General features: G+C 59.6%; 15 protein-coding genes, 1 tRNA gene and 1 pseudogene. 10 read left to right on the top strand and 7 right to left on the bottom strand.

Annotation, left to right across the window (positions count from 1 at the left end; all coding sequences use genetic code 11):
* Positions 1-76: 76 nt before the first annotated feature.
* A pseudogene (locus ABRP86_RS06785) lies at positions 77-1003 on the top strand (integrase core domain-containing protein); the annotation flags it as partial.
* 62 nt (positions 1004-1065) lie between these two features.
* Here ABRP86_RS06785 and ABRP86_RS06780 read toward each other — a convergent pair.
* Together ABRP86_RS06780 and ABRP86_RS06775 are read right to left on the bottom strand one after the other, a co-directional pair.
* Positions 1066-1139 (bottom strand) — tRNA-Arg (locus ABRP86_RS06780).
* Between the two features lie 40 nt (positions 1140-1179).
* Positions 1180-2103 (bottom strand): LysR family transcriptional regulator, encoded by a 924-nt coding sequence (locus ABRP86_RS06775; RefSeq protein ID WP_349863264.1) that lies wholly within the window; start codon positions 2101-2103, stop codon positions 1180-1182.
* A 66-nt stretch (positions 2104-2169) separates the two neighbouring features.
* On the opposite strand from ABRP86_RS06775, the gene ABRP86_RS06770 reads away from it, so the two are divergent.
* From ABRP86_RS06770 to ald, 6 genes are all read left to right on the top strand, one after another.
* Positions 2170-4221 carry a bifunctional copper resistance protein CopD/cytochrome c oxidase assembly protein gene (locus tag ABRP86_RS06770; protein WP_502880308.1) on the top strand — a complete coding sequence of 684 codons (2052 nt, stop codon included), beginning with the start codon at positions 2170-2172 and terminating at the stop codon, positions 4219-4221.
* Positions 4222-4413: 192 nt separating this feature from the next.
* Entirely contained in the window at positions 4414-5010 is a 597-nt protein-coding gene (locus tag ABRP86_RS06765; protein ID WP_349863260.1) for a single-stranded DNA-binding protein, read from the top strand.
* A 109-nt stretch (positions 5011-5119) separates the two neighbouring features.
* Positions 5120-6790, top strand: coding sequence for an energy-dependent translational throttle protein EttA (ettA, locus tag ABRP86_RS06760; protein ID WP_005277855.1), 1671 nt, complete (start codon positions 5120-5122; stop codon positions 6788-6790).
* Positions 6791-6802: 12 nt separating this feature from the next.
* Complete coding sequence (locus tag ABRP86_RS06755) at positions 6803-7216, top strand: acyl-CoA thioesterase (RefSeq protein WP_034659036.1); 414 nt, start codon at positions 6803-6805, stop codon at positions 7214-7216.
* A gap of 42 nt (positions 7217-7258) precedes the next feature.
* The gene (locus ABRP86_RS06750; RefSeq protein WP_349863258.1) at positions 7259-7897 is read left to right on the top strand and encodes a DUF8185 domain-containing protein; all 639 of its coding nucleotides are present in this window, start codon (positions 7259-7261) and stop codon (positions 7895-7897) included.
* 258 nt (positions 7898-8155) lie between these two features.
* On the top strand, positions 8156-9247 hold the full coding sequence (gene ald / locus ABRP86_RS06745; RefSeq protein WP_349863255.1) for an alanine dehydrogenase: 1092 nt from the start codon (positions 8156-8158) through the stop codon (positions 9245-9247).
* A 133-nt stretch (positions 9248-9380) separates the two neighbouring features.
* Here the strand turns inward: ald and ABRP86_RS06740 are convergent, their stop codons facing one another.
* Both ABRP86_RS06740 and ABRP86_RS06735 read right to left on the bottom strand, forming a co-directional pair.
* On the bottom strand, positions 9381-9764 hold the full coding sequence (locus ABRP86_RS06740; protein WP_005277863.1) for a globin: 384 nt from the start codon (positions 9762-9764) through the stop codon (positions 9381-9383).
* Positions 9765-10766 (bottom strand): mechanosensitive ion channel family protein, encoded by a 1002-nt coding sequence (locus ABRP86_RS06735; RefSeq protein WP_349863252.1) that lies wholly within the window; start codon positions 10764-10766, stop codon positions 9765-9767. It abuts the gene before it with no gap.
* Positions 10767-10923: 157 nt separating this feature from the next.
* On the opposite strand from ABRP86_RS06735, the gene ABRP86_RS06730 reads away from it, so the two are divergent.
* Positions 10924-12081 (top strand): cystathionine gamma-synthase, encoded by a 1158-nt coding sequence (locus ABRP86_RS06730; RefSeq protein WP_349863249.1) that lies wholly within the window; start codon positions 10924-10926, stop codon positions 12079-12081.
* 21 nt (positions 12082-12102) lie between these two features.
* Here ABRP86_RS06730 and ABRP86_RS06725 read toward each other — a convergent pair whose 3' ends face one another.
* Entirely contained in the window at positions 12103-13974 is a 1872-nt protein-coding gene (locus ABRP86_RS06725; RefSeq protein ID WP_349863247.1) for an FAD/NAD(P)-binding protein, read from the bottom strand.
* Between the two features lie 79 nt (positions 13975-14053).
* Between ABRP86_RS06725 and ABRP86_RS06720 the strand changes: the two genes are divergently transcribed.
* Positions 14054-14743 carry an SDR family oxidoreductase gene (locus tag ABRP86_RS06720; RefSeq protein WP_023030329.1) on the top strand — a complete coding sequence of 230 codons (690 nt, stop codon included), beginning with the start codon at positions 14054-14056 and terminating at the stop codon, positions 14741-14743.
* 4 nt (positions 14744-14747) lie between these two features.
* On the opposite strand, the gene pepN is transcribed toward ABRP86_RS06720, so the two are convergent.
* On the bottom strand, positions 14748-17264 hold the full coding sequence (pepN, locus tag ABRP86_RS06715) for an aminopeptidase N (RefSeq protein WP_284640161.1): 2517 nt from the start codon (positions 17262-17264) through the stop codon (positions 14748-14750).
* Positions 17265-17362: 98 nt separating this feature from the next.
* Between pepN and ABRP86_RS06710 the strand changes: the two genes are divergently transcribed.
* Positions 17363-17986, top strand: coding sequence for a mycothiol-dependent nitroreductase Rv2466c family protein (locus ABRP86_RS06710; RefSeq protein WP_284640159.1), 624 nt, complete (start codon positions 17363-17365; stop codon positions 17984-17986).
* Here ABRP86_RS06710 and ABRP86_RS06705 read toward each other — a convergent pair whose 3' ends face one another.
* The gene (locus tag ABRP86_RS06705) at positions 17987-18388 is read right to left on the bottom strand and encodes a hypothetical protein (protein WP_284610603.1); all 402 of its coding nucleotides are present in this window, start codon (positions 18386-18388) and stop codon (positions 17987-17989) included.
* Positions 18389-18397 lie beyond the last annotated feature (9 nt).

The raw sequence follows: 18397 nt of genomic DNA, 5'->3' as shown, positions 1-18397 counted from the left end.
TCGTGCCACACTAGTCATTCTGGCTTATCTCCTTATGCAGGTTGGGAACCTACACACAAACCATTAGACACTCTCCCGCAGCCCATCAACATCGACAATCCGCCGCATCCTCAACGCTGAAGGCCTTATCACCCCAGCGCCGAAGAAGAAGCCTAAAAGCTCATTTGTCCGCTTTGAGGCCGCCATGCCCAATGAATGCTGGCAGGCTGATATCACCTACATCTATCTGGCAGATAACACTCGCGTCGACGTGCTGGATTTCCTCGACGATCACTCCCGCTACCTGCTATCTATTACCGCACGAGCCGGCTTTAGCGGCCCACAGGTAGCACAAGAATTAACCCGCCTTATCAACACATACGGCCCGCCAGCATCCACTCTCACCGATAACGGCTTAGTATTTACCGCCCGGCTAGCCGGGCGCAAAGGCGGGAGAAATGCCTTTGAAAAAGTCCTGACCACACACAAAATCCAACAGAAAAACGGACGGCCAGGACACCCGCAAACCCAAGGAAAAATTGAGCGATTCCACCAAACACTCAAAAAATGGCTCGCCGCCCGACCAGCCGCACACACCATTGCTGACCTGCAACAACTACTCGACGAGTTCCGCGATTACTACAACACCACACGCCCACACCGCGCACTAGGACGACATACCCCACACCACAGCTACACCACCGGCACAAAAGCCAGCCCCAACGACAATCCCACACAAGAATGGCGCACCAGAAAAGACATCGTCTGGGACAACGGCAAAGTCACCGTCCGCTACGCCGGCAAACTCTTCCACCTAGGCATCGGGCGCGCATTCAAGAAACAAAAAATCCTCATGGTCATCGCCGACAATCACGTCACCACATCACTAGCTGCGACCGCAGAAATAATCACCGAGCACTACATCGACACAGCCCGCGACTACCAAAAGCCCTACTGGAAAAAAGGAGACCCACTCCTGGACCCAATACACGAAAAACCGGCACCCCAGAACAAAAACAACTGAGATGCCGGTTTGTCAACGATGTCGCGACTGACCTGTCAAGCATGTCGCGACTCATGACACGGTGCCCCCAGCAGGACTCGAACCCGCGACACATGGGGTAGAAACCCACTGCTCTAATCCGCTGAGCTATGGGGGCTGGACAGCACACTCATATTAGCCCACGGCCACGGTGATTTCTAAGCCAGGGGGCGGACGGAATTGTGCGCGCGCAGAATTCCGACCAATTCTTGGGCGGCTGGGGTCAATTCGCGGTCGGAGCGGTACGCAACGATGGCGTGGAAGCTCGGAAGTTCCTCTTTGACCGCTAGCGAAGCGATACCCTGCGGGTGCAGCGCGGGGGCGCACCGCGGCATGAAGCTGATGCCAAAGCCACTGGAAATCATCGGAATGGCAGCGTGCAGCGATGCCACGTCTTGAATGTGATTCGGTTTGTAGGAGGGGTGGTTCTCCCACAGTTCATCGTAAAGCTCCGCCATGCCGGGAAGCTCGCGGCAGTGGGGAGGCACCAGCCAGGTTTCCTCGCGCAAGTCCCGCAAAGAGACTGGGGAGGGGAGGTGCGCCAGGCTTTCTGGCACCGCGAGGGTGTAATCGAACTCGGCGACGTCGTGGATAGTCAGCTCGGGAGAGTAGCGGCGAATGAAGGCTTTGGGGTCGGACGTCGGCAAGAGCGCGAGGTCCACCTGGCCCTCTAAGAGCCGCTTGATGGCGGTAGCCGCGGTGGAATCATCCAGGCTAATGCGAGCTGAGGGGTGGATTTCGGTGAGCTCGGAGAGGATGGAAGGGGTAAATTCCCAGTTCAAAATGGGGCACGACGTCAGGGAGACGGTATTGGCGTTATCGCCGGTGATTTCGCTGATGTGGCGCTGGGCATCGGCCAGCAGGGCATCGACCTTAAGGGCGGTGTCATAGACATAATCACCTGCCTCCGTGGTGGTTACGCCTGAACGACCCCGGGACAGCAACTGGGTATTGAGCTCCTTTTCCAATTTGCGGATGGAAAGGCTCAGGGAGGGCTGGGTCATTTCGAGGGCTGCGGCGGCATGGGTAAAGGACCCATTGTCTACAACGGCACGGAAATAAAGAAGTTGACGGGTGTCCATAAGTCCTATCATGGCACATCCAGGGAGAAAATATGCGTTCGCTTTGCATTAGGGTGGCCCTATAGAATGCGAGCTATGGTCAATAAGCTGGTCAAAGGCACGCAGTCTGGAACGCAAAAACCCCGTCCTTCCTGGGGGATTTTTATTGCAGCAATGCTTTTTGCTGGCTTGCTCGCCGGGTTCATTTCCTTGTTCTTATTGGCGGATTCCTTGGCGGCCTTGGGTATTCCGGACCCCGGGAGAATTACCACCTTTGGCCTGCCGCTGTTCCGTGGGTTGGCGTGGCTATTGATGGCGCTTTCTGTGGGGTCCTTTTTGGCCTCGTCGTTTCTCATCGCCCCGCGCGGGGACAACGATTCCCTCATTGGGGCACCATTATCGGTTGATGGCCATATCGCCGCCCGCACCGGTACGTGGTCGGCCTTCGGCGTTGCGGCCGTGGGGCTGGTAGAAATCCCGATGATCATGTCGGACCTGACCGGCACGCCGTTTTTTAAGGTCTTCAACCTGACCATTCTGAAAATGGCCTTTACGGAGATTTCCTCCACCATCGTGTGGGGAATTGCGGTGCTCATCGCCCTTACCGTGGGAATTATTGGCAGCCTCAGCCGCACCTGGGCCATGCAGCCGGCCCTGCTTTTGCTGTCCATCCTGCAAGTAGTCCCCATCGGCCTTGAGGGCCACTCTGCGACCGGCGGCGATCACGATTACGGCACGAACTCGCTGCTGTGGCACCTGGTATTTGTGATGCTGTGGGGGGGCGGTCTCATGGCGCTCATCGCGCACGGCCGGCGCTTGGGCCCGAACCTCACCTTCGCGGTCAAACGTTATTCCGCCATCGCTTTCATGGCCATCGTCGTGCTGGCGGTATCCGGCCTAATCAATACGCTCATCCGGATGGATATTTCGGACCTGCCGCAATCGCCTTACGGCATTATCCTGATCACCAAGTTCGTGCTCACCATCCTGCTGGGCATTTTGGGGCTTATCCATCGCGAACTCACCATCCCGCAGTTAGATAAAAACCCGCGGCTCTTTATCCGCATCGCCATCGTGGAGCTCGCGGTCATGGCGGGCACGATTGGCGTAGCCATCACCCTGGGGCGCACCGTGCCGCCGCCACCGCGGGATCCGAACTTGAGCTCGATGCAGATCCTCATGGGCTATAACCTGCATGAGGCACCCACGGTATTCAATATCTGGACGATGTTCCGCTTTGACATCATGTTTGGCACGATTGGCCTGCTCTTGGCCGCGGCATATGGCTACTGCGTTTACCGCGTGCACAAGCGTGGGTTGAGCTGGGACAAGGGGCGCACTGCGTGGTTTATGGTCGGCTCGCTGGGCCTTACGCTTGTCATGTCCACCGGCCTCGGCCTGTACATGCCCGCAATGTATTCCATCCACATGCTGGTGCACATGATTTTGTCCATGACCATTCCGCTGCTCATGGTGCTAGGCGCGCCCGTCACCTTGGTCATGGAGGCCTACGAGCCGGGTCCAAAGGGGCAGCCGAGCCCGCACGATTATGCCTTGGCTCTGACCCAATCTAAGTTCGTGCGGGTCATTACCAATCCCTTCGTGAACTTGGCGCAGTACCTCTTTTTCCTCTACGTGCTCTATCTTTTCCCGAGCCTGTACGAATTCGCCATTTCGGAGCACGCCGGCCACCTCATCATGAACTACGTGTTCCTCATTTCCGGCTACTTCTACTTCTGGGAGGTCATTGGCCCAGATCCCTTGCCTAAGCGTCATTCCACGCCCTTCCGGCTTGGCATGCTTTTCTTGTCGATGCCCTTTCACCTCTTCGCCGGCGTCTACCTGATGCAGCTGCAAACGGTGCTTGGCCTCGACTTCTATCAGTACCTCGAGCTGCCTTGGGATCATGATTTGTTGCAGGATCAGCGCGTGGGCGGGGGCATTGCCTGGGGCTTTGGCCAATTCCCCTTGGTTATTGTCTTTGGCAAGCTCTTCTTGGATTGGCTGCGCGATGACCGCGCGACCGCACGGCGCCACGATGTGCAGGCGGAGGCTGACGATGACGCTGAGCTCGCCCGCTATAACGCGATGCTGGAGGACATGAGCCACGGCGATGAAAGCGGGTTCCGCGGGCACTAATTTATTGCCCACCTGTGGATAACCCACCCGAAAGTGACCATCCTGGGGCCGCTTTGTTGAGGGGAACAACAAGTTATCCACAGCGCTGGGCGGCACGGCATGGTGCAGGTTGCGCTGCGGCAGCAGGATGTGAAGGCGAGCGGGGGACATACCACTCGCGAACTCACAACCTAGTAAAGGAATTTCAGCACCATGTCTCAATACCCAGTGATGCTAACCGGCCGCCTTACCCAAGATCCGATCTTGACCAAGACCTCGACCGGCGCATATAAAACCAAGCTGCGCATCGCATCATCCCGGCGCGTTCCTGATCGCCCCGCCGATACCGGTACCGACGCCGAAACCCAACGCGGCCAGCAGCAGTGGCGCGATGTAGACCACCTCTTTATTGACGTGGAAATGTGGAACCAATTTGCCATCAACGTCAAGAAATCCCTGGCCAAGGGCATGCCGCTACTGGTCTGCGGCTCGATCGTCTCCGATCAATGGCGCGATGATGAGGGCAAGGATCACTACCGCACCTTTATCAAGGCACAGTATGTGGGCCTGGACCTAAACCGCCACGTGATCGGCGCAAAGCGTTTGGCGCCGCAGTATAACCAGGAAAACATCGCCATCCCTGAGCTTGGCGATAATGAGGTGGAACCAGACGTAGATAACTCCGCGCCGGGCGATACCTCCGCCGATACCGCTGCAGACCGCATCCAAGCGGGAAATAGTGCGGCAGCCCCAGAGGGCGAGGAAGTGACAACGCAAGAGGAGGAGACCGCCGAAACCGTGCATGCATAGCGCCAGCCATCCGCCTCGGGTTCGCCCGACCCGAGGCACCTAGGCACGCATTCTGATGTAGTGTTTGTGTAGATAAATACGTCTCCCAAATTTTTGCAAAGGGGTAAAAGTGGGCGAATTCATCTACACGATGAAAAACGTGCGCAAGGCAATTGGCGATAAGGTCATCCTTGATGATGTCACGATGGCGTTCTACCCGGGCGCCAAGATTGGTGTGGTCGGCCCCAATGGTGCCGGTAAGTCCTCCATTCTGAAGATCATGGCCGGCTTGGATCAGCCCTCCAATGGTGAGGCATTCCTCGACCCGGGCGCTACCGTGGGCATCCTGCAGCAGGAGCCGCCGCTGAATGAAGAAAAGACCGTGCGCGGCAACGTCGAGGAGGGCCTCGGCGATATTTTTGAAAAGAAGCAGCGCTTCGAGGAAATCGCCGAAGAAATGGCGACCAATTACAGCGATGAGCTCATGGCAGAAATGGGCAAGCTGCAAGAAGACTTGGATGCAGCCGATGCATGGGAGGTTGATTCTAAGATCGAGCAGGCGATGGAGGCATTGCGCTGCCCGCCTTCCGATGCCCCGGTGACCAACCTCTCCGGTGGTGAGCGCCGCCGCGTGGCCTTGGCCAAACTCCTGTTGACGGAGCCGGACCTGCTGCTTTTGGACGAGCCCACCAACCACTTGGACGCCGAGTCCGTGGAGTGGCTGGAAAAGCACTTGGCAGATTACCCAGGTGCCGTCCTAGCCGTCACCCACGACCGCTACTTCCTGGACCACGTCGCGGGGTGGATCTGCGAGGTGGACCGCGGCAAGCTGTACCCGTACGAGGGTAACTACTCCACCTACCTGGACAAGAAGCAAGAGCGCCTCCAGGTAGCAGGCAAGAAGGACGCCAAGCTGCGCAAGCGCTTGAAGGACGAGCTGGAATGGGTGCGCTCCGGTGCCAAGGCTCGCCAGGCCAAGAACAAGGCGCGTTTGGAGCGCTACGAAGAGATGGCTGCCGAGGCGGAGAAGTACAAGAAGCTGGACTTCGAGGAAATCCAGATTCCAACGCCGCCGCGCTTGGGCAACAAGGTCGTCGAGGCAAAGAACCTAGTCAAGGGCTTCGACGATCGCACCCTGATCAAGGACTTGTCTTTCACCCTTCCGCGCAACGGCATCGTCGGCGTCATTGGTCCGAACGGTGTGGGTAAGACCACGCTGTTTAAGACCATCGTTGGTTTGGAAGAGCCGGATGATGGCTCCGTTGAGGTCGGCGAGACCGTCAAGCTGTCCTACGTGGACCAGAACCGCGAGAATATCGACCCAGAAGCTACCGTGTGGGAGGTCGTCTCCGGCGGGCTGGATTATATTCACGTTGGCCAAAACGAGATGCCATCGCGCGCATACCTGTCCGCGTTCGGATTCAAGGGCCCGGATCAGCAAAAGCCGTCGAAGGTGCTCTCCGGTGGTGAGCGCAACCGCCTGAACTTGGCGCTGACCTTGAAAGAGGGCGGCAACCTTATCCTTCTTGACGAGCCAACCAACGACTTGGACGTCGAAACCCTGGGTTCGCTAGAAAACGCCTTGGAGAAGTTCCCTGGCTGTGCCGTTGTTATTTCCCACGACCGCTGGTTCTTGGACCGCACCTGTACCCACATTCTGGCGTGGGAAGGCAACGTTGCCGAGGGGCAATGGTTCTGGTTTGAGGGTAACTTTGGTGACTATGAGAAGAACAAGGTGGAGCGTCTGGGAGAAGACGCCGCCCGTCCTTCTCGCGTAACTCACCGCAAGCTCACCCGATAATCCCTGAGGAGAATGATGGCGACCGATAACGCGCATACCCACCAAGTGCCCACCCGTTGGGGCGATTTCGATATGTACGGCCACATGATGAACGCCAATTATATTGAGGTTGCCCAGGAGGCGCGCTTGGCTTTTGCCAAGGAGAATATCTATGCCAAGGGCATCGATTTCATGGCCTTGGTGCGTCATCTCGACGTGGACTATATGCGGCCGATTCCCTTTGAGGGCAATGCCCACGTCATCGTGGAAACCTCCGTTTCCCAGATTGGTTCGTCATCCTTTACCACGTCCCAGCAGGTCAAGACCGCTGCTGGGGAGGTAGCGGCCACGGTGAACTGTGTGCAGGTTGTCATTGATAAGAAGAAGCACACCCCGCGCCCGCTGACGGATGAGGAAAAGGATATTCTGCAGATGAGCGCCTCCTAAGTGGCGCGTTAGGCACATGAAGAAAGGTAGGGCCCGTTAGCCATGGTCACCGAGTCGCTTGAAGTTCGCAGCGGAGGACCTGGCTTACGGGCCCTTCTTGCGCGCGCAGTTGGGGTAGACGCGAATGCGTCGGTGCGTCTGCGCCAGCTTGCCGATGACGTCGTTGACGCCTTCGTCACCACCCCCTTCGAGGTCGTCGCCTCCCGTCGCGTTCAGGGGATAGTCTCTCGCGATGGGGCAGTGGTGTCCGCCGAGACGCTGGAGCAACAGCTCGCGAAAAACGATGGCACCGGCGTTATGGAACTCGGCCCATCCCGCGATGCGTCGTGGCCGGGCGCATTGCCCCCGGCGACCGGCTTTAGCGTGGTGGATACCCTGCCGGTGACGGTAGTTCGCGAACTCTCGGATCAAGGGCAGAAGCTGGCCCGGGAGTTTTCTGGGCCCATGGGCCCGCCACCTAGCTTGCTTAATCAGACCGTGGTCACGGTTGAGGGCAACGGCCAAACGGTGGAAATTCCGATGCGGATGATCTTCGCCTGCACCAACCTGGGCCTAATCCCGGGGTTTTCTGCCTCCATGGATATTCCGCGACACCTGCGTGTATCGAGCCTTGGCCGGTGGGTGCGCCTTGATGCGCCGTTTGGCAGCATTTACCGTTCCACGCGGCTATCCGTGCTGTAATTACTCCCCGAATCTGGGATCTCACCGCCTAAAACAAACAGGTTGTAATACCTATAACCCAATAGTCGGGGGTGGTGGGAATTCCCGTTGTGCGCCTTTTTAACCCTATACACTGCGGTATCTGGGAAAGCGGGATCTTAGCTGCCACCCCCGTTCGTGAAATACGCACAAACTTATATTCTCCTTCTCATTCTGCGTTAACCTGACAGCGAGAAGTAAATTTTCGCCTCTGTAACCAACACATGAAGGAGAACCTCCGTGCGCATTTCTGTACCCAAAGAAATCATGAATAATGAAAGCCGCGTTGCCCTCACCCCAACCGAGGTGCGGACCTTGGTTACTGATGGGCACGAGCTTTTCATCGAATCGGGCGCAGGCGTAGGCGCGTCCTTCCCCGATGAGGAGTACGTAGAGGCAGGGGCCACCATCGTCGATTCTGCGGGCGAGACGTGGGCTAAGGCCGAGCTACTGCTGAAGGTAAAGGAGCCGCTCGAGTCCGAGTACCAGTACCTGCGCTCGGATCTCACCGTCTTTACTTACCTGCACTTGGCAGCGGATCGCCCGCTGACGGAGGCGCTGACGGAATCAAAGACGACCTCGATTGCCTATGAAACCGTTACGGACCGCCGCGGCACCCTGCCGCTTTTGACCCCCATGTCCCAGGTTGCCGGGCGCTTGGCCGTCATCGAGGGCTCGCACCACCTTTTGTCCACCCAGGGCGGCCGCGGCCTCTTGGTTTCTGGCATCCCGGGCACCCAGCCTGCGCGCGTGGTGGTCATCGGCGGCGGCCAGGTAGGTGCGTCCGCCGTGGCCATGGCGCACGGTCTGCGCGCAGAAGTCTCGGTCCTGGACGTGGATCCACACGTCCTGCAGCGCTTTGATGACCAGTACGCCGGCGGCGTGCGTACCCTGATCTCTGACCCATCCACTCTGGATAAGGAGCTGGAGGAGGCCGATCTCGTCATTGGCGCCGTCCTGATTCCAGGCGCTGCGGCACCGAAGCTGGTGCGCGAGGAGACCGTGAAGAAGATGAAGGAGGGTGCGGTGCTTGTCGATGTCGCCATCGACCAGGGCGGCTGCTTCGAGAACTCGCGCAAGACCTCCCATGACGAACCGACCTTCAAGGTGCACGACACCCTCTTCTACTGCGTGGCCAATATGCCCGGTGCGGTGGCCAATACTTCGGCCCGCGCCTTGGCCTCGGCGACGCTGCCGTATGTCCGCGCGGTGGCCAACGACAACCTGGATGCCGCGATCGAGCGCTTCCCAGGTTTTCGCTCCGGCGTGATGACCCGCGGGGGCAAGCTGGTATCTGAGCCGGTACGCCAGGCTTTCGACTGGAAAGACTAAGCATCCGGCAGTACTAACCCGGCGCTAGCGCACAGTAAAAGAGGCCCGCGCACTTACCTAATGTGGAAGTGCGCGGGCCTCTTCGTGCAGCTTGTAACGCCTTGCACAGGCAGCGCTACAAAAAGTTGAAAAGTTAAGGAGCTCTATTGATGAGCATGGCGGCGACGCGCTGCATGTGGTCCCAAATCATGGTGCGATATGCCGGCGGGATGGTGTCTTCCTCGATGCTATCGAGGGATTTTCCCATCAGCTCGAGCCAGCGATCGTGGGCTTCCATATCGATGGGGAAGGTTGCGTGCCGCATGCGCAGGCGCGGGTGGCCGCGGTTTTCGGAGAAGTGTTGGGGACCGCCCCAGTACTGAATCAGGAACCAGGTAAGGCGCTGTTCCGCGCCTTCCCAATCCTGATCCGGGTACATGGGGCCAATTACGTCGTCTTCTTTGACTTGGTCATAAAAGCCATGTACGAGGCGTTCAAAGGTAGGGGTGCCACCGATGGCTTCATAGACGGAATTCATTTAGGCATCGTCTCCCTTGTGCGGATTGGCAATGCCGATGCCGTGTGGATACGGGGTGGTAATGCCCTCTGCGTGCATGACATTGAGGACGCGGGACTGGACAAAGCGCTGGACGTCCCACTGGCGGCCCGGCAGCGTCTTGGTGGACACGCGGAAGGAGACATAGTCCGGCTCGAACTTGGACATGCCGTCGATGCGCGGGGTGCTGAGCACCATCTTGCGGATCTTTTCGTCCTTGACGGCATCCTTGACGGCCTTGTCGATGACCTCGCCGGCAACCTCTGGGTCATTGGATAGCCCGACAGGGATTTGGATGCGGGCAACGGAGTACTCATCGGAGTGGTTAGCCACCTGCAGGATTTCGCCGTTGCGGACGTACCACAGGGCACCGTCGATATCGCGGACGGTGGTAATGCGCAGGGAAATGGACTCGACGTCACCGAAGACGCCGTTGCCCAGGTCAATGACATCGCCAATGCCGTATTGATCCTCAATGAGCATGAAAATACCGGAGAGGAAGTCTCGGACCAGTTCCTGTGCACCGAAGCCGAGGGCGACACCGATAACACCGGCTGAGGCGATCAGCGGGGCGACGTTGACTTCCAACTCGTCCAGGATGGCAATGCCGGCAGAAACCCAGACCACGATGGCGACCGCCGAGCGCCCTACGCCGGCGAGGGTCTTAATGCGCGAGGCGCGGCGCGCCTCCCTGGTTTCTCGCAGGGTGTCATCCGGTTGGCCGTTCTCCGCAGACCTGCTGCGGCTGCGGCTGGGCTTTTTGAGGGTGGAGGCTTTAATGCTGTTTTTCGCCAGTCGGTTGATGAGGTGGCGCAGCGCCCAGTGCGCAATGAAGGCCAAAATGATAATGAGGCCGATGCGAATAGGCCGCTCGATAAGCCAAAGCTGAACGTTCTCGTCGTTCCAGAAGCTCGATACGGACTCGACTGCATCGTCTTTTTTCTCTGCAGCGCCCTGAGCCATGGTAAATAAGTTCGTACTCATCTTTCTTTCTTGATCGTGGACACAAGCTAACCGCACCCATTCTAGAGAAGAATCCTGAAATCTCACTGACAGCGCAGAATTCGCAGCGCGCGTGGAACCGAATATAAATTGCCGAATGGCCGGTGTGGATGAACCGCTTAGTCTACGATTGGGAGGCATGACTGAACACAGCGCGCATAACTTGGCAAAAGGATTTTCATCCCGATCCATTCACGCTGGATATCACCCGGATCCGCACATGGGATCCATCAACGTGCCGATCTACGCCTCGACTACGTTCGCCCAGGATGGCCTCGCGCAGCTGCGCGGCGGCTTCGAATACGGGCGCGTGGCCAACCCGACGGTTCGCTCCCTCGAAAAGACCTTGGCCGCGCTGGAGGGCGCGGATTACGCGCGCGTCTTTGCCACTGGTATGGCAGCCGCCGATACGATGGTGCGCATCTTGGTGCGCCCCGGTGACCACGTCATCTTGGGCAATGACTCCTACGGCGGTTCCTACCGCCTGCTTAATGATTTCACGGAGTGGGGCGTGGAGATGTCCATTATCAATACCTGCGATGTCGATGCCGTCGCCGCTGCGGTAAAGGACAATACCAAGCTCATCTGGCTGGAAACCCCGACCAATCCGGCGCTGAATATCACCGATATTGCGGCGGTGGCCAAGGTCAAGGGCAATGCGCAGGTGCTGGTGGATAATACCTTCGCCACGCCGTACCTGCAGAACCCGCTCGCACTCGGCGCGGACCACGTTCTGCACTCCACTACGAAGTACTTGGGTGGGCATTCCGATGTCCTCGGTGGCGCCGTAGTTACCAATGACCCCGAGGTGGATGAGCAGCTGCTGTACTTCCAGGGCAACGTGGGCGCGGTCGCCTCGCCCTTCGATGCCTACCTGACCGCGCGTGGTATTAAGACCCTCGGCGTGCGCATGGACCGCCACTGCGCCAATGCGCAAAAGGTGGCGGAATTCTTACAGGCCCGCCCAGAGGTCAAACAGGTGCGCTACCCGGGATTGGCAGAGCACCCTGGCCACGAACTGGCGGCGCAGCAGATGCGCGGGTTCGGCGGCATGATGTCCGTGCGCTTCCATGACCCAGAGCACGCCAAGCAGATTTGTTTGAATACGCGCCTTATCTGCCTGGCGGAATCGCTGGGTGGGGTGGAATCGCTTATCGAGCACCCGCAGAACATGACCCACGTTTCGGCCGAAGGATCGGAACTGGTGCCGCCGGAAGACATGGTGCGCATCTCTATCGGCATCGAGGACATCGATGACCTGCTGGCGGATCTACAGAAGGCCCTCGACGCCCTTTAAAACGCGCTCTAAAACGCGTGCTTAGTGGCCGCCGGCAACCTTGAGCAGGGAACCGGCGGTCTTATCGGTTTCCTGCAGCATGAGTGGATCCGTGCCTGGCATGGGGGAAATCGTTGTATCCGGCCACTGCGCATAGGTGGGAATGCCGACGATATGCAGTCGTTCATCCAGGCTGCCATCCGGATGGACGGTGCGCCGCGTGGCACCATCGGTTTCGGGGGAGCTGGTGTCCTGCCCATGATCAGCAAACGGGCGCACCCGGTCACTCTCGACCAATCCGCGGGTGAGCGGATCGCCGGCGACGCGGATATCGGGCTTGTGCATAAAGGCATCGACAAGCGTGGGCGCCGATGCCGAACGCGGGCCAGAGGTCAGGGTGAAATGGTCTGACTCGATAGCGAGGGTGGGGTGATCGCCGAGGAAGTGGACCAGGTGGGCATCGACAAGCGCGAGCAGCTGGCGCACGCGGAACAGCGGAGGGCCCGAGCCCACCATCTGCCCAAAGGACATGAACTGCGCGTAGCGGCCTGTGCGGGACTCGCGGGTATAGCGGCCTTCCGCGCCCAGGATGGAGGCGGGCTTGCGCGACTGGGACAGCGACCACAGCGCGGCCTTCATGGGCGAATCGTGGCCGGCGGCCGCCTCCTGGATATCGTCCGCCAGGGAATCCGCAATGTGGGCGGTCAACGCCGTAATATCGCCGGTAAATCCAGCGACCTGGTACATAAGGTCTGTCATATCCCACGGCTGGGTGACCAAGGGAGCGAGGGCGGTGCCCAGATCATCTGGCGCGGTGGCATCGATGACCGCGAGTATCTCTTCCCGCGGGCGAAGCAGCGCCGCCGGATTCACCCGTTCCAGCGTGGTGATATACGCCTCGTAGCTATCGCGGGCGATGGCGGGCCAAACCTGGGTGTCAAAGTCGATGTCCTCAGTGCCCTGGAGCTTGTCGATGACCTCATGCAACCGCCGCCGCGGCATCGTGGGCGGCAGCTCGTTGTACTCGGACTTGGGATGGAAGGGATAACCGCGGCCGGATGAGACGATGAAATGTGGTTCCTTCCCGCTCGCCTCGTAGCGCAGGCCGGAGCGGGTGGTGGCATCCTCGACGAACTTGCCACCGCGCTCGATGGTGGTTAGCGCCATGATGTCATAAAAGCCCATGCCAAGCCCGCGCACCAGCACGTCTTCGCTGGCGGGAATGGCTTCGTAGTCTTGTTCCACGGGGTTACCCGGTGCGATCCAGCGCAGCCCGGATTCCGCCAAGCGCTGCTCCTCATCATTAAAGCGCGGCGCCATCCAGCCATAGGCTAGGACCGTGGCATCGGCGCGCACCTGCGAGCCGTCGTCCAAGTGCAGGATATCGGCCGCGCCGTCCGCGGTAATGGTCTCCACGCGGTGGTGATGGCTGACCGTAGAAATGCTCTCCGGCAGGCGAGCCAGCACCACATCATAGACCCAGCGCAGGTACTCGCCGTATAACGCCCGCGTAGGGTTGGACTCTGGGCGGGTGGCGGCCAGCTCTGCGCGGTAATCGGTGGCAATGTGTGCGGCAGGAGGATGCTGGGCAAAAAGATTGCGCTTGGCAGGAGCTACCTTATCGCCCTCGCCGCGCAGCAGCTGGATCCACTCGTATTGCGTCGGTCCCTCGAGCACCGGGGCATCCACCGTCGCGCCGGGCTCGGTAAAAAGCGTGACAGCCCCCGCGCGCGTATTCATGCACAGGGTTTTGGTTTGGTCGGTTTCCCAGACGCGGCCGGCGCCGTGCTGGGCCTCATCGATGAGGTGAATGGTAACGGGGGAGCTGGAATCATCCATGCGGGCGGTGAGGCGTTCCAAGATGGAAATGCCGCGCGGGCCCATGCCGACGATCGCGATTGCAGGAGTAGCCATAACCCCTATCGTTCCACATCGCGGAACGGGGACGGACGCCGCGCACCGCTAGCACCCATTTTCCCTATGATGGGGTGGCATGACTGATACCACGAATGTGCCAGAGAAAATCGCCGTCGTTACCGGTGCCACCGGTGGCATGGGGCGCGAGATTATCAAGGATCTCGCCCGCGATCACCACGTGTATGCGCTGGGTCGCAGCGCCGAAGAGCTGCCAGAGGCCGCGAATATCACGCCGGTTGCCAGCGACTTGGTCGCCGGCTTGGACGAAGGCATGCAGCTGCCCGAGCTAGAGCGGGTCGATGTCCTCGTGCACGGCGCGGCGCGCGCCACGAAGTTCTCGGTGGAAGAGGCCACCCCGAAAGATTGGCGCGCCCACATGGACTTAAACGTCCACGCGCCAGCAGAGGTCACCCGCGCGCTCTTGCCGCAGCTGCGCAAGGCAGAGGGCACCGTCGTCTTCATCAACTCTGGGGCGGGGCGCAAAAGTTACGGCGATAACGTGGTCTATGCAGCAACGAAGCACGCGCTGTATGCGCTTGCCGATGCCCTGCGTATCTCCGAGCCCGGTATCCGCGTCTCCACCGTGGCGCCAGGCCCCACCGATACCCCGATGCTGGAGGGCCTGCAGGACTATAACCCGAACGAGGTTATTGCGCCCGTTGAGGTGGCGCGCGCCATCCGCACCGTTGTGGAGGCAGGGCCTACTACCCAGCTCACGGAGATCCAGGTGCGCCCGCGCATCGAACTGAATCTCCGCAAGAACTAGGCACTTAGTTGGCGTCGACCTCTCGGTTGCGCAGGGCGCGGGCTACGCGGTCGCGCTGCTCGGTGATCGCGCGGCGCAGGCCGCCTGCCAGATCCTTCTGCAGGAAGGCATCGGCGCGATCGAGGCCGTCTTGGGTGATATCCCAGGACGGGAATAGCCCGGTGACGGTGGTCAGGCCCACCTCGGAGGACTGGGAATCCCAGATCTTTTCGGCCACCTCGAAGAATTCCGCGGTGGGCAAGAGATCATCGGAGTGCGGGTAATTTAAGCCCTCCAGCTTGGAGGTGAGCTCGCGGTTGGTGAGATCCCCGGCGACGATCTCTTCCCATACCGCGCGCTTATTATCCGCGGTGGCAATCGCGGCGCGGGCGCGCAGGGAAGAGTAGTGGCCGGTAGCGGAATTATCGCGCTTGAGCTGGGCGGCGATGGCGGCCTCGGCATCGGCAAGCGCACCCGCGGCAGCAAGCGCTGCGACGGCGAACCAGCGCAGCCCGGCATCATCGGAATCCGCGAGGAGATCGTGCAGGTAGTCGCGGGCCGGCTGATGCAGCCGAATCCTAGACAGCGCCTGCGTGCAGATGATGGAACGCTGCGCATCGGTGCTCCGGGCGCCATCGACAAGCGCCTGCGCCAAAACCGTGCTGTCTTTCGCCCACGCCGGATCCGCGTAGTTTTTCAGCGCGGTAGACGCCTGCGAGACGATGCGCTCGAGGACGGCGAGCTCGGTTTCCGCCTTCATGCCGCGGGCCACCAAGCGGATGAAGTCGCGGGCGCGCATGGTGCCGGCGCGGGTCATCTCCCAGGCGGTGGACCAGCAGAGGGTGCGCGCCATAGGGTCATCGAATTTCTCGATATTATCCAGCAGGAATTGCAGGGATCCTGCATCCAAATCGATGAGGCAGTAGGTCAGATCGTCATCGTTGGGCAGGATGAAATCGATGTCATTGAGGTTGCGCCCGACCAACTCTGGGATCTCGGTGGCCTCGCCCTCCACGTCCATCTCGAGGCGCTCGGTGCGCACGACCTTGCCGTCCTGCGTACCATACAGGCCCACTGCAACGCGGTGGGTGCGCAGGGTATCGCCGCGCTGGGTAAGGTGCGCCTGGGTGATGGTGCCGTCATCGTCGGCCGCCGTTGCAACCGCCAGGGTATTAATACCAGTGGTCTTGAGCCACTGCTGTGCCCAGAAGGAGAGATCGCGCCCGGATGCCTCTTCGAGGTGGCGCAGCAGATCGTCGAAGGTGGCATTGCCCCACGCGTGGGCGGCGAAGTGGCGGCGCACGCCGGCGAGGAAGTTCTCGCGGCCAACGTAGGCCTGCAGCTGCTTGAGCACCGAGGCGCCCTTGGCGTAGGTGATGCCGTCGAAGTTTTGCTCTACGGTTTCGATATCGCTGGCATCGGTGGAAATGGGGTGGGTGGTAGGTAGCTGATCCTGCTGGTAGGCCCAGGACTTTTCCACGTTGGCGAAGGTGACCCAGGCGGTATCGTATTCGGTTTCTTCCGCCTGCGAAATGGCAGCGGACCAGGTGGCAAAGGACTCGTTGAGCCACAGGTCATTCCACCACTGCATGGTCACGAGGTCACCGAACCACATGTGGGCGAGCTCGTGGAGGACCGTATCGGCGCGGCGCTCGTACTTGTAGTGCGTGGCCTGCGAGCTAAAGACATATTCATCGCGGAGGGTCACGCAACCGGCGTTTTCCATCGCGCCGGCGTTGAACTCGGGGACGAAAATCTGGTCATACTTGCCAAAGGGGTAGGGGAAGCCGAAGTTGCGGTGGTAGAAGTCGAAGCCCTGCTTGGTCTCAGTAAAGAGGCGTTCGGCATCGAGGGAATCTGCCAGCGAAGCGCGGCAATAAATACCGAGTGGAACCTCGAGCTTTTGCGCCGGCTTGCCCTCGGGGTGCTCGGTCAGCTCGCCGTGCCAGGTATCGGTGACCTCGTGGTAGGGGCCGGCGCACAGGGCAACCAGGTAGGTCGACAGCGGATAGTCGATCTCAGAATGGGAGGTATCTCCCTCGCGGGTGACCGGGCCATTGGTGATAATGGTCCACTCCTCTGGGGCCTTAAAGTGCAGGGAGTAGGTGGCCTTCAGATCCGGCTGGTCGAAGCAGGCAAAGACGCGCTTGGCATCGGCAGTTTCAAACTGGGTGTAGAGGTAGACCTCGTTATCGGCGGGATCCACGAAGCGGTGCAGGCCCTCGCCGGTACGGGAGAAGGGGATTTCCGCGGTGACCTCGAGCGTGTAGTCCGCTACCTGCAGCCCGGAGAGGGGAATGCCGTAGGTGGGGTCATAGGACTGCGTGGGCAGCGGGTTTCCGTTCAGACGTACCTCGTGCAGCTTGTCCGCACGCAGATCGATGAAGGTAGAACCGGCATCCTGGGTGCTAAAGCGCACCGTGGTGGTGGACAGGAAGTGGGTATCGGAATGCTTAAGGTCTAAAGCGACATCGTAATGGTCAACCTTGAGCATCTGGGAGCGATTTTTTGCTTCCTCCCACGTGAGGTTTACAGAGGTCATTGCCTAGATTCTCCTTTGCTAACGAAAATAGTGATGCATCAAGGTTAGCAGCGCGTTTACAGTGGTGGGGCAAACTGCACTTATTTCAAGGAGGAATAATGACTACCCCAGTTAAGTTTTGGTTCGATGCTTCTTGCCCGTTTGCATGGGCAACGTCCCGCTGGATCAAAGAGGTAGAAAAGGTCCGCGATATTGCCGTGGAATTCGAGCCGATGTCCCTGTCGGTGCTTAATGATGGCCGCGATCTTGATCCCGAATACATGGAAATGATGGAGGCCAACTGGGGCCCTGCCCGCGTATTTGCCAAGGTTAAGACCGAGCAGCCGGAAAAGGTAGATGAGCTCTATACCGCCATGGGCACCCTGATTCACGCCAAGGGCAATGGCGGCAAGAAGGGTGATGGCGGCTATGACGAGATCATCGCCCAGGCATTAGAGCAGGTTGGCCTCCCCGCAGACTTTGCGGGGGTCGCCCACACTGAGGAATACGATGAGAAGCTGCGCGAGTACCACCACAACGGCATTTCTTCCGTGGGCGATGAGGTAGGAACCCCGGTTATTAAGCTGGGCGATACCGCCTTCTTTGGCCCGGTTATTACCCGCGTTCCCAAGGGTGAGGAAGCCGGCGAGCTTTTCGATGCCTCCGTGCGCCTGGCCCAGTTCCCTTACTTCTTCGAGCTCAAGCGCTCCCGCACGGAGATGCCGCAGGTAGAAGAGGACTAGTTATAAGCGCTGCTGGTCTTGCTTGCGGCGCACCGCGGCGGCTAGGCAGCACACCGCGATGACCGGCGTGAGTAAAAACGCCGGTACCCCGGCGATATTGATGATGGGCAGGGCCGTTTGCGCTTGGAATTCTGACCAAGCGGCGGCCACCCACGTAGCCCATGAGGCCGCGGTGAGCAGGGATAAAATCCCAATCACCGCGGCCAAACCGCCGAGGCGATTTTTCTTTATTACCCGCTGATTCAGCCACCACAGCCCCAGAACAAGGTGGGCGAGTGTGAAAAGTACGGAATGAATAAGCGGCACGAGGTAGTTCTTATTGATTAAGAAAATATTCGCCGCAAATAACAGCACCGCGATAGCAAGGATGCTGCCGTAGAGGGCGAGGACGCGAGGGCTCATGTTTTAGCC

It is taken from the genome of Corynebacterium sp. KPL3927, assembly GCF_040225835.1.
GTDB lineage: Bacteria > Actinomycetota > Actinomycetes > Mycobacteriales > Mycobacteriaceae > Corynebacterium.
The sequence above is the reverse complement of the archived record's forward strand: the minus strand, read 5'-3'. Positions and strand labels throughout refer to the sequence as shown.

Excerpts from the sequence above, each read along its gene's own strand:
- ABRP86_RS06775 (WP_349863264.1), bottom strand. The coding sequence starts at position 2,103 with ATGGACACCCGTCAACTTCTTTATTTCCGTGCCGTTGTAGACAATGGG.
- ABRP86_RS06770 (WP_502880308.1), top strand. The coding sequence starts at position 2,170 with ATGCGAGCTATGGTCAATAAGCTGGTCAAAGGCACGCAGTCTGGAACG.
- ABRP86_RS06765 (WP_349863260.1), top strand. The coding sequence starts at position 4,414 with ATGTCTCAATACCCAGTGATGCTAACCGGCCGCCTTACCCAAGATCCG.
- ABRP86_RS06755 (WP_034659036.1), top strand. The coding sequence starts at position 6,803 with ATGATGGCGACCGATAACGCGCATACCCACCAAGTGCCCACCCGTTGG.
- ABRP86_RS06750 (WP_349863258.1), top strand. The coding sequence starts at position 7,259 with ATGGTCACCGAGTCGCTTGAAGTTCGCAGCGGAGGACCTGGCTTACGG.
- ABRP86_RS06740 (WP_005277863.1), bottom strand. The coding sequence starts at position 9,764 with ATGAATTCCGTCTATGAAGCCATCGGTGGCACCCCTACCTTTGAACGC.
- ABRP86_RS06735 (WP_349863252.1), bottom strand. The coding sequence starts at position 10,766 with ATGAGTACGAACTTATTTACCATGGCTCAGGGCGCTGCAGAGAAAAAA.
- ABRP86_RS06730 (WP_349863249.1), top strand. The coding sequence starts at position 10,924 with ATGACTGAACACAGCGCGCATAACTTGGCAAAAGGATTTTCATCCCGA.
- ABRP86_RS06725 (WP_349863247.1), bottom strand. The coding sequence starts at position 13,974 with ATGGCTACTCCTGCAATCGCGATCGTCGGCATGGGCCCGCGCGGCATT.
- ABRP86_RS06720 (WP_023030329.1), top strand. The coding sequence starts at position 14,054 with ATGACTGATACCACGAATGTGCCAGAGAAAATCGCCGTCGTTACCGGT.
- pepN (WP_284640161.1), bottom strand. The coding sequence starts at position 17,264 with ATGACCTCTGTAAACCTCACGTGGGAGGAAGCAAAAAATCGCTCCCAG.
- ABRP86_RS06710 (WP_284640159.1), top strand. The coding sequence starts at position 17,363 with ATGACTACCCCAGTTAAGTTTTGGTTCGATGCTTCTTGCCCGTTTGCA.
- ABRP86_RS06705 (WP_284610603.1), bottom strand. The coding sequence starts at position 18,388 with ATGAGCCCTCGCGTCCTCGCCCTCTACGGCAGCATCCTTGCTATCGCG.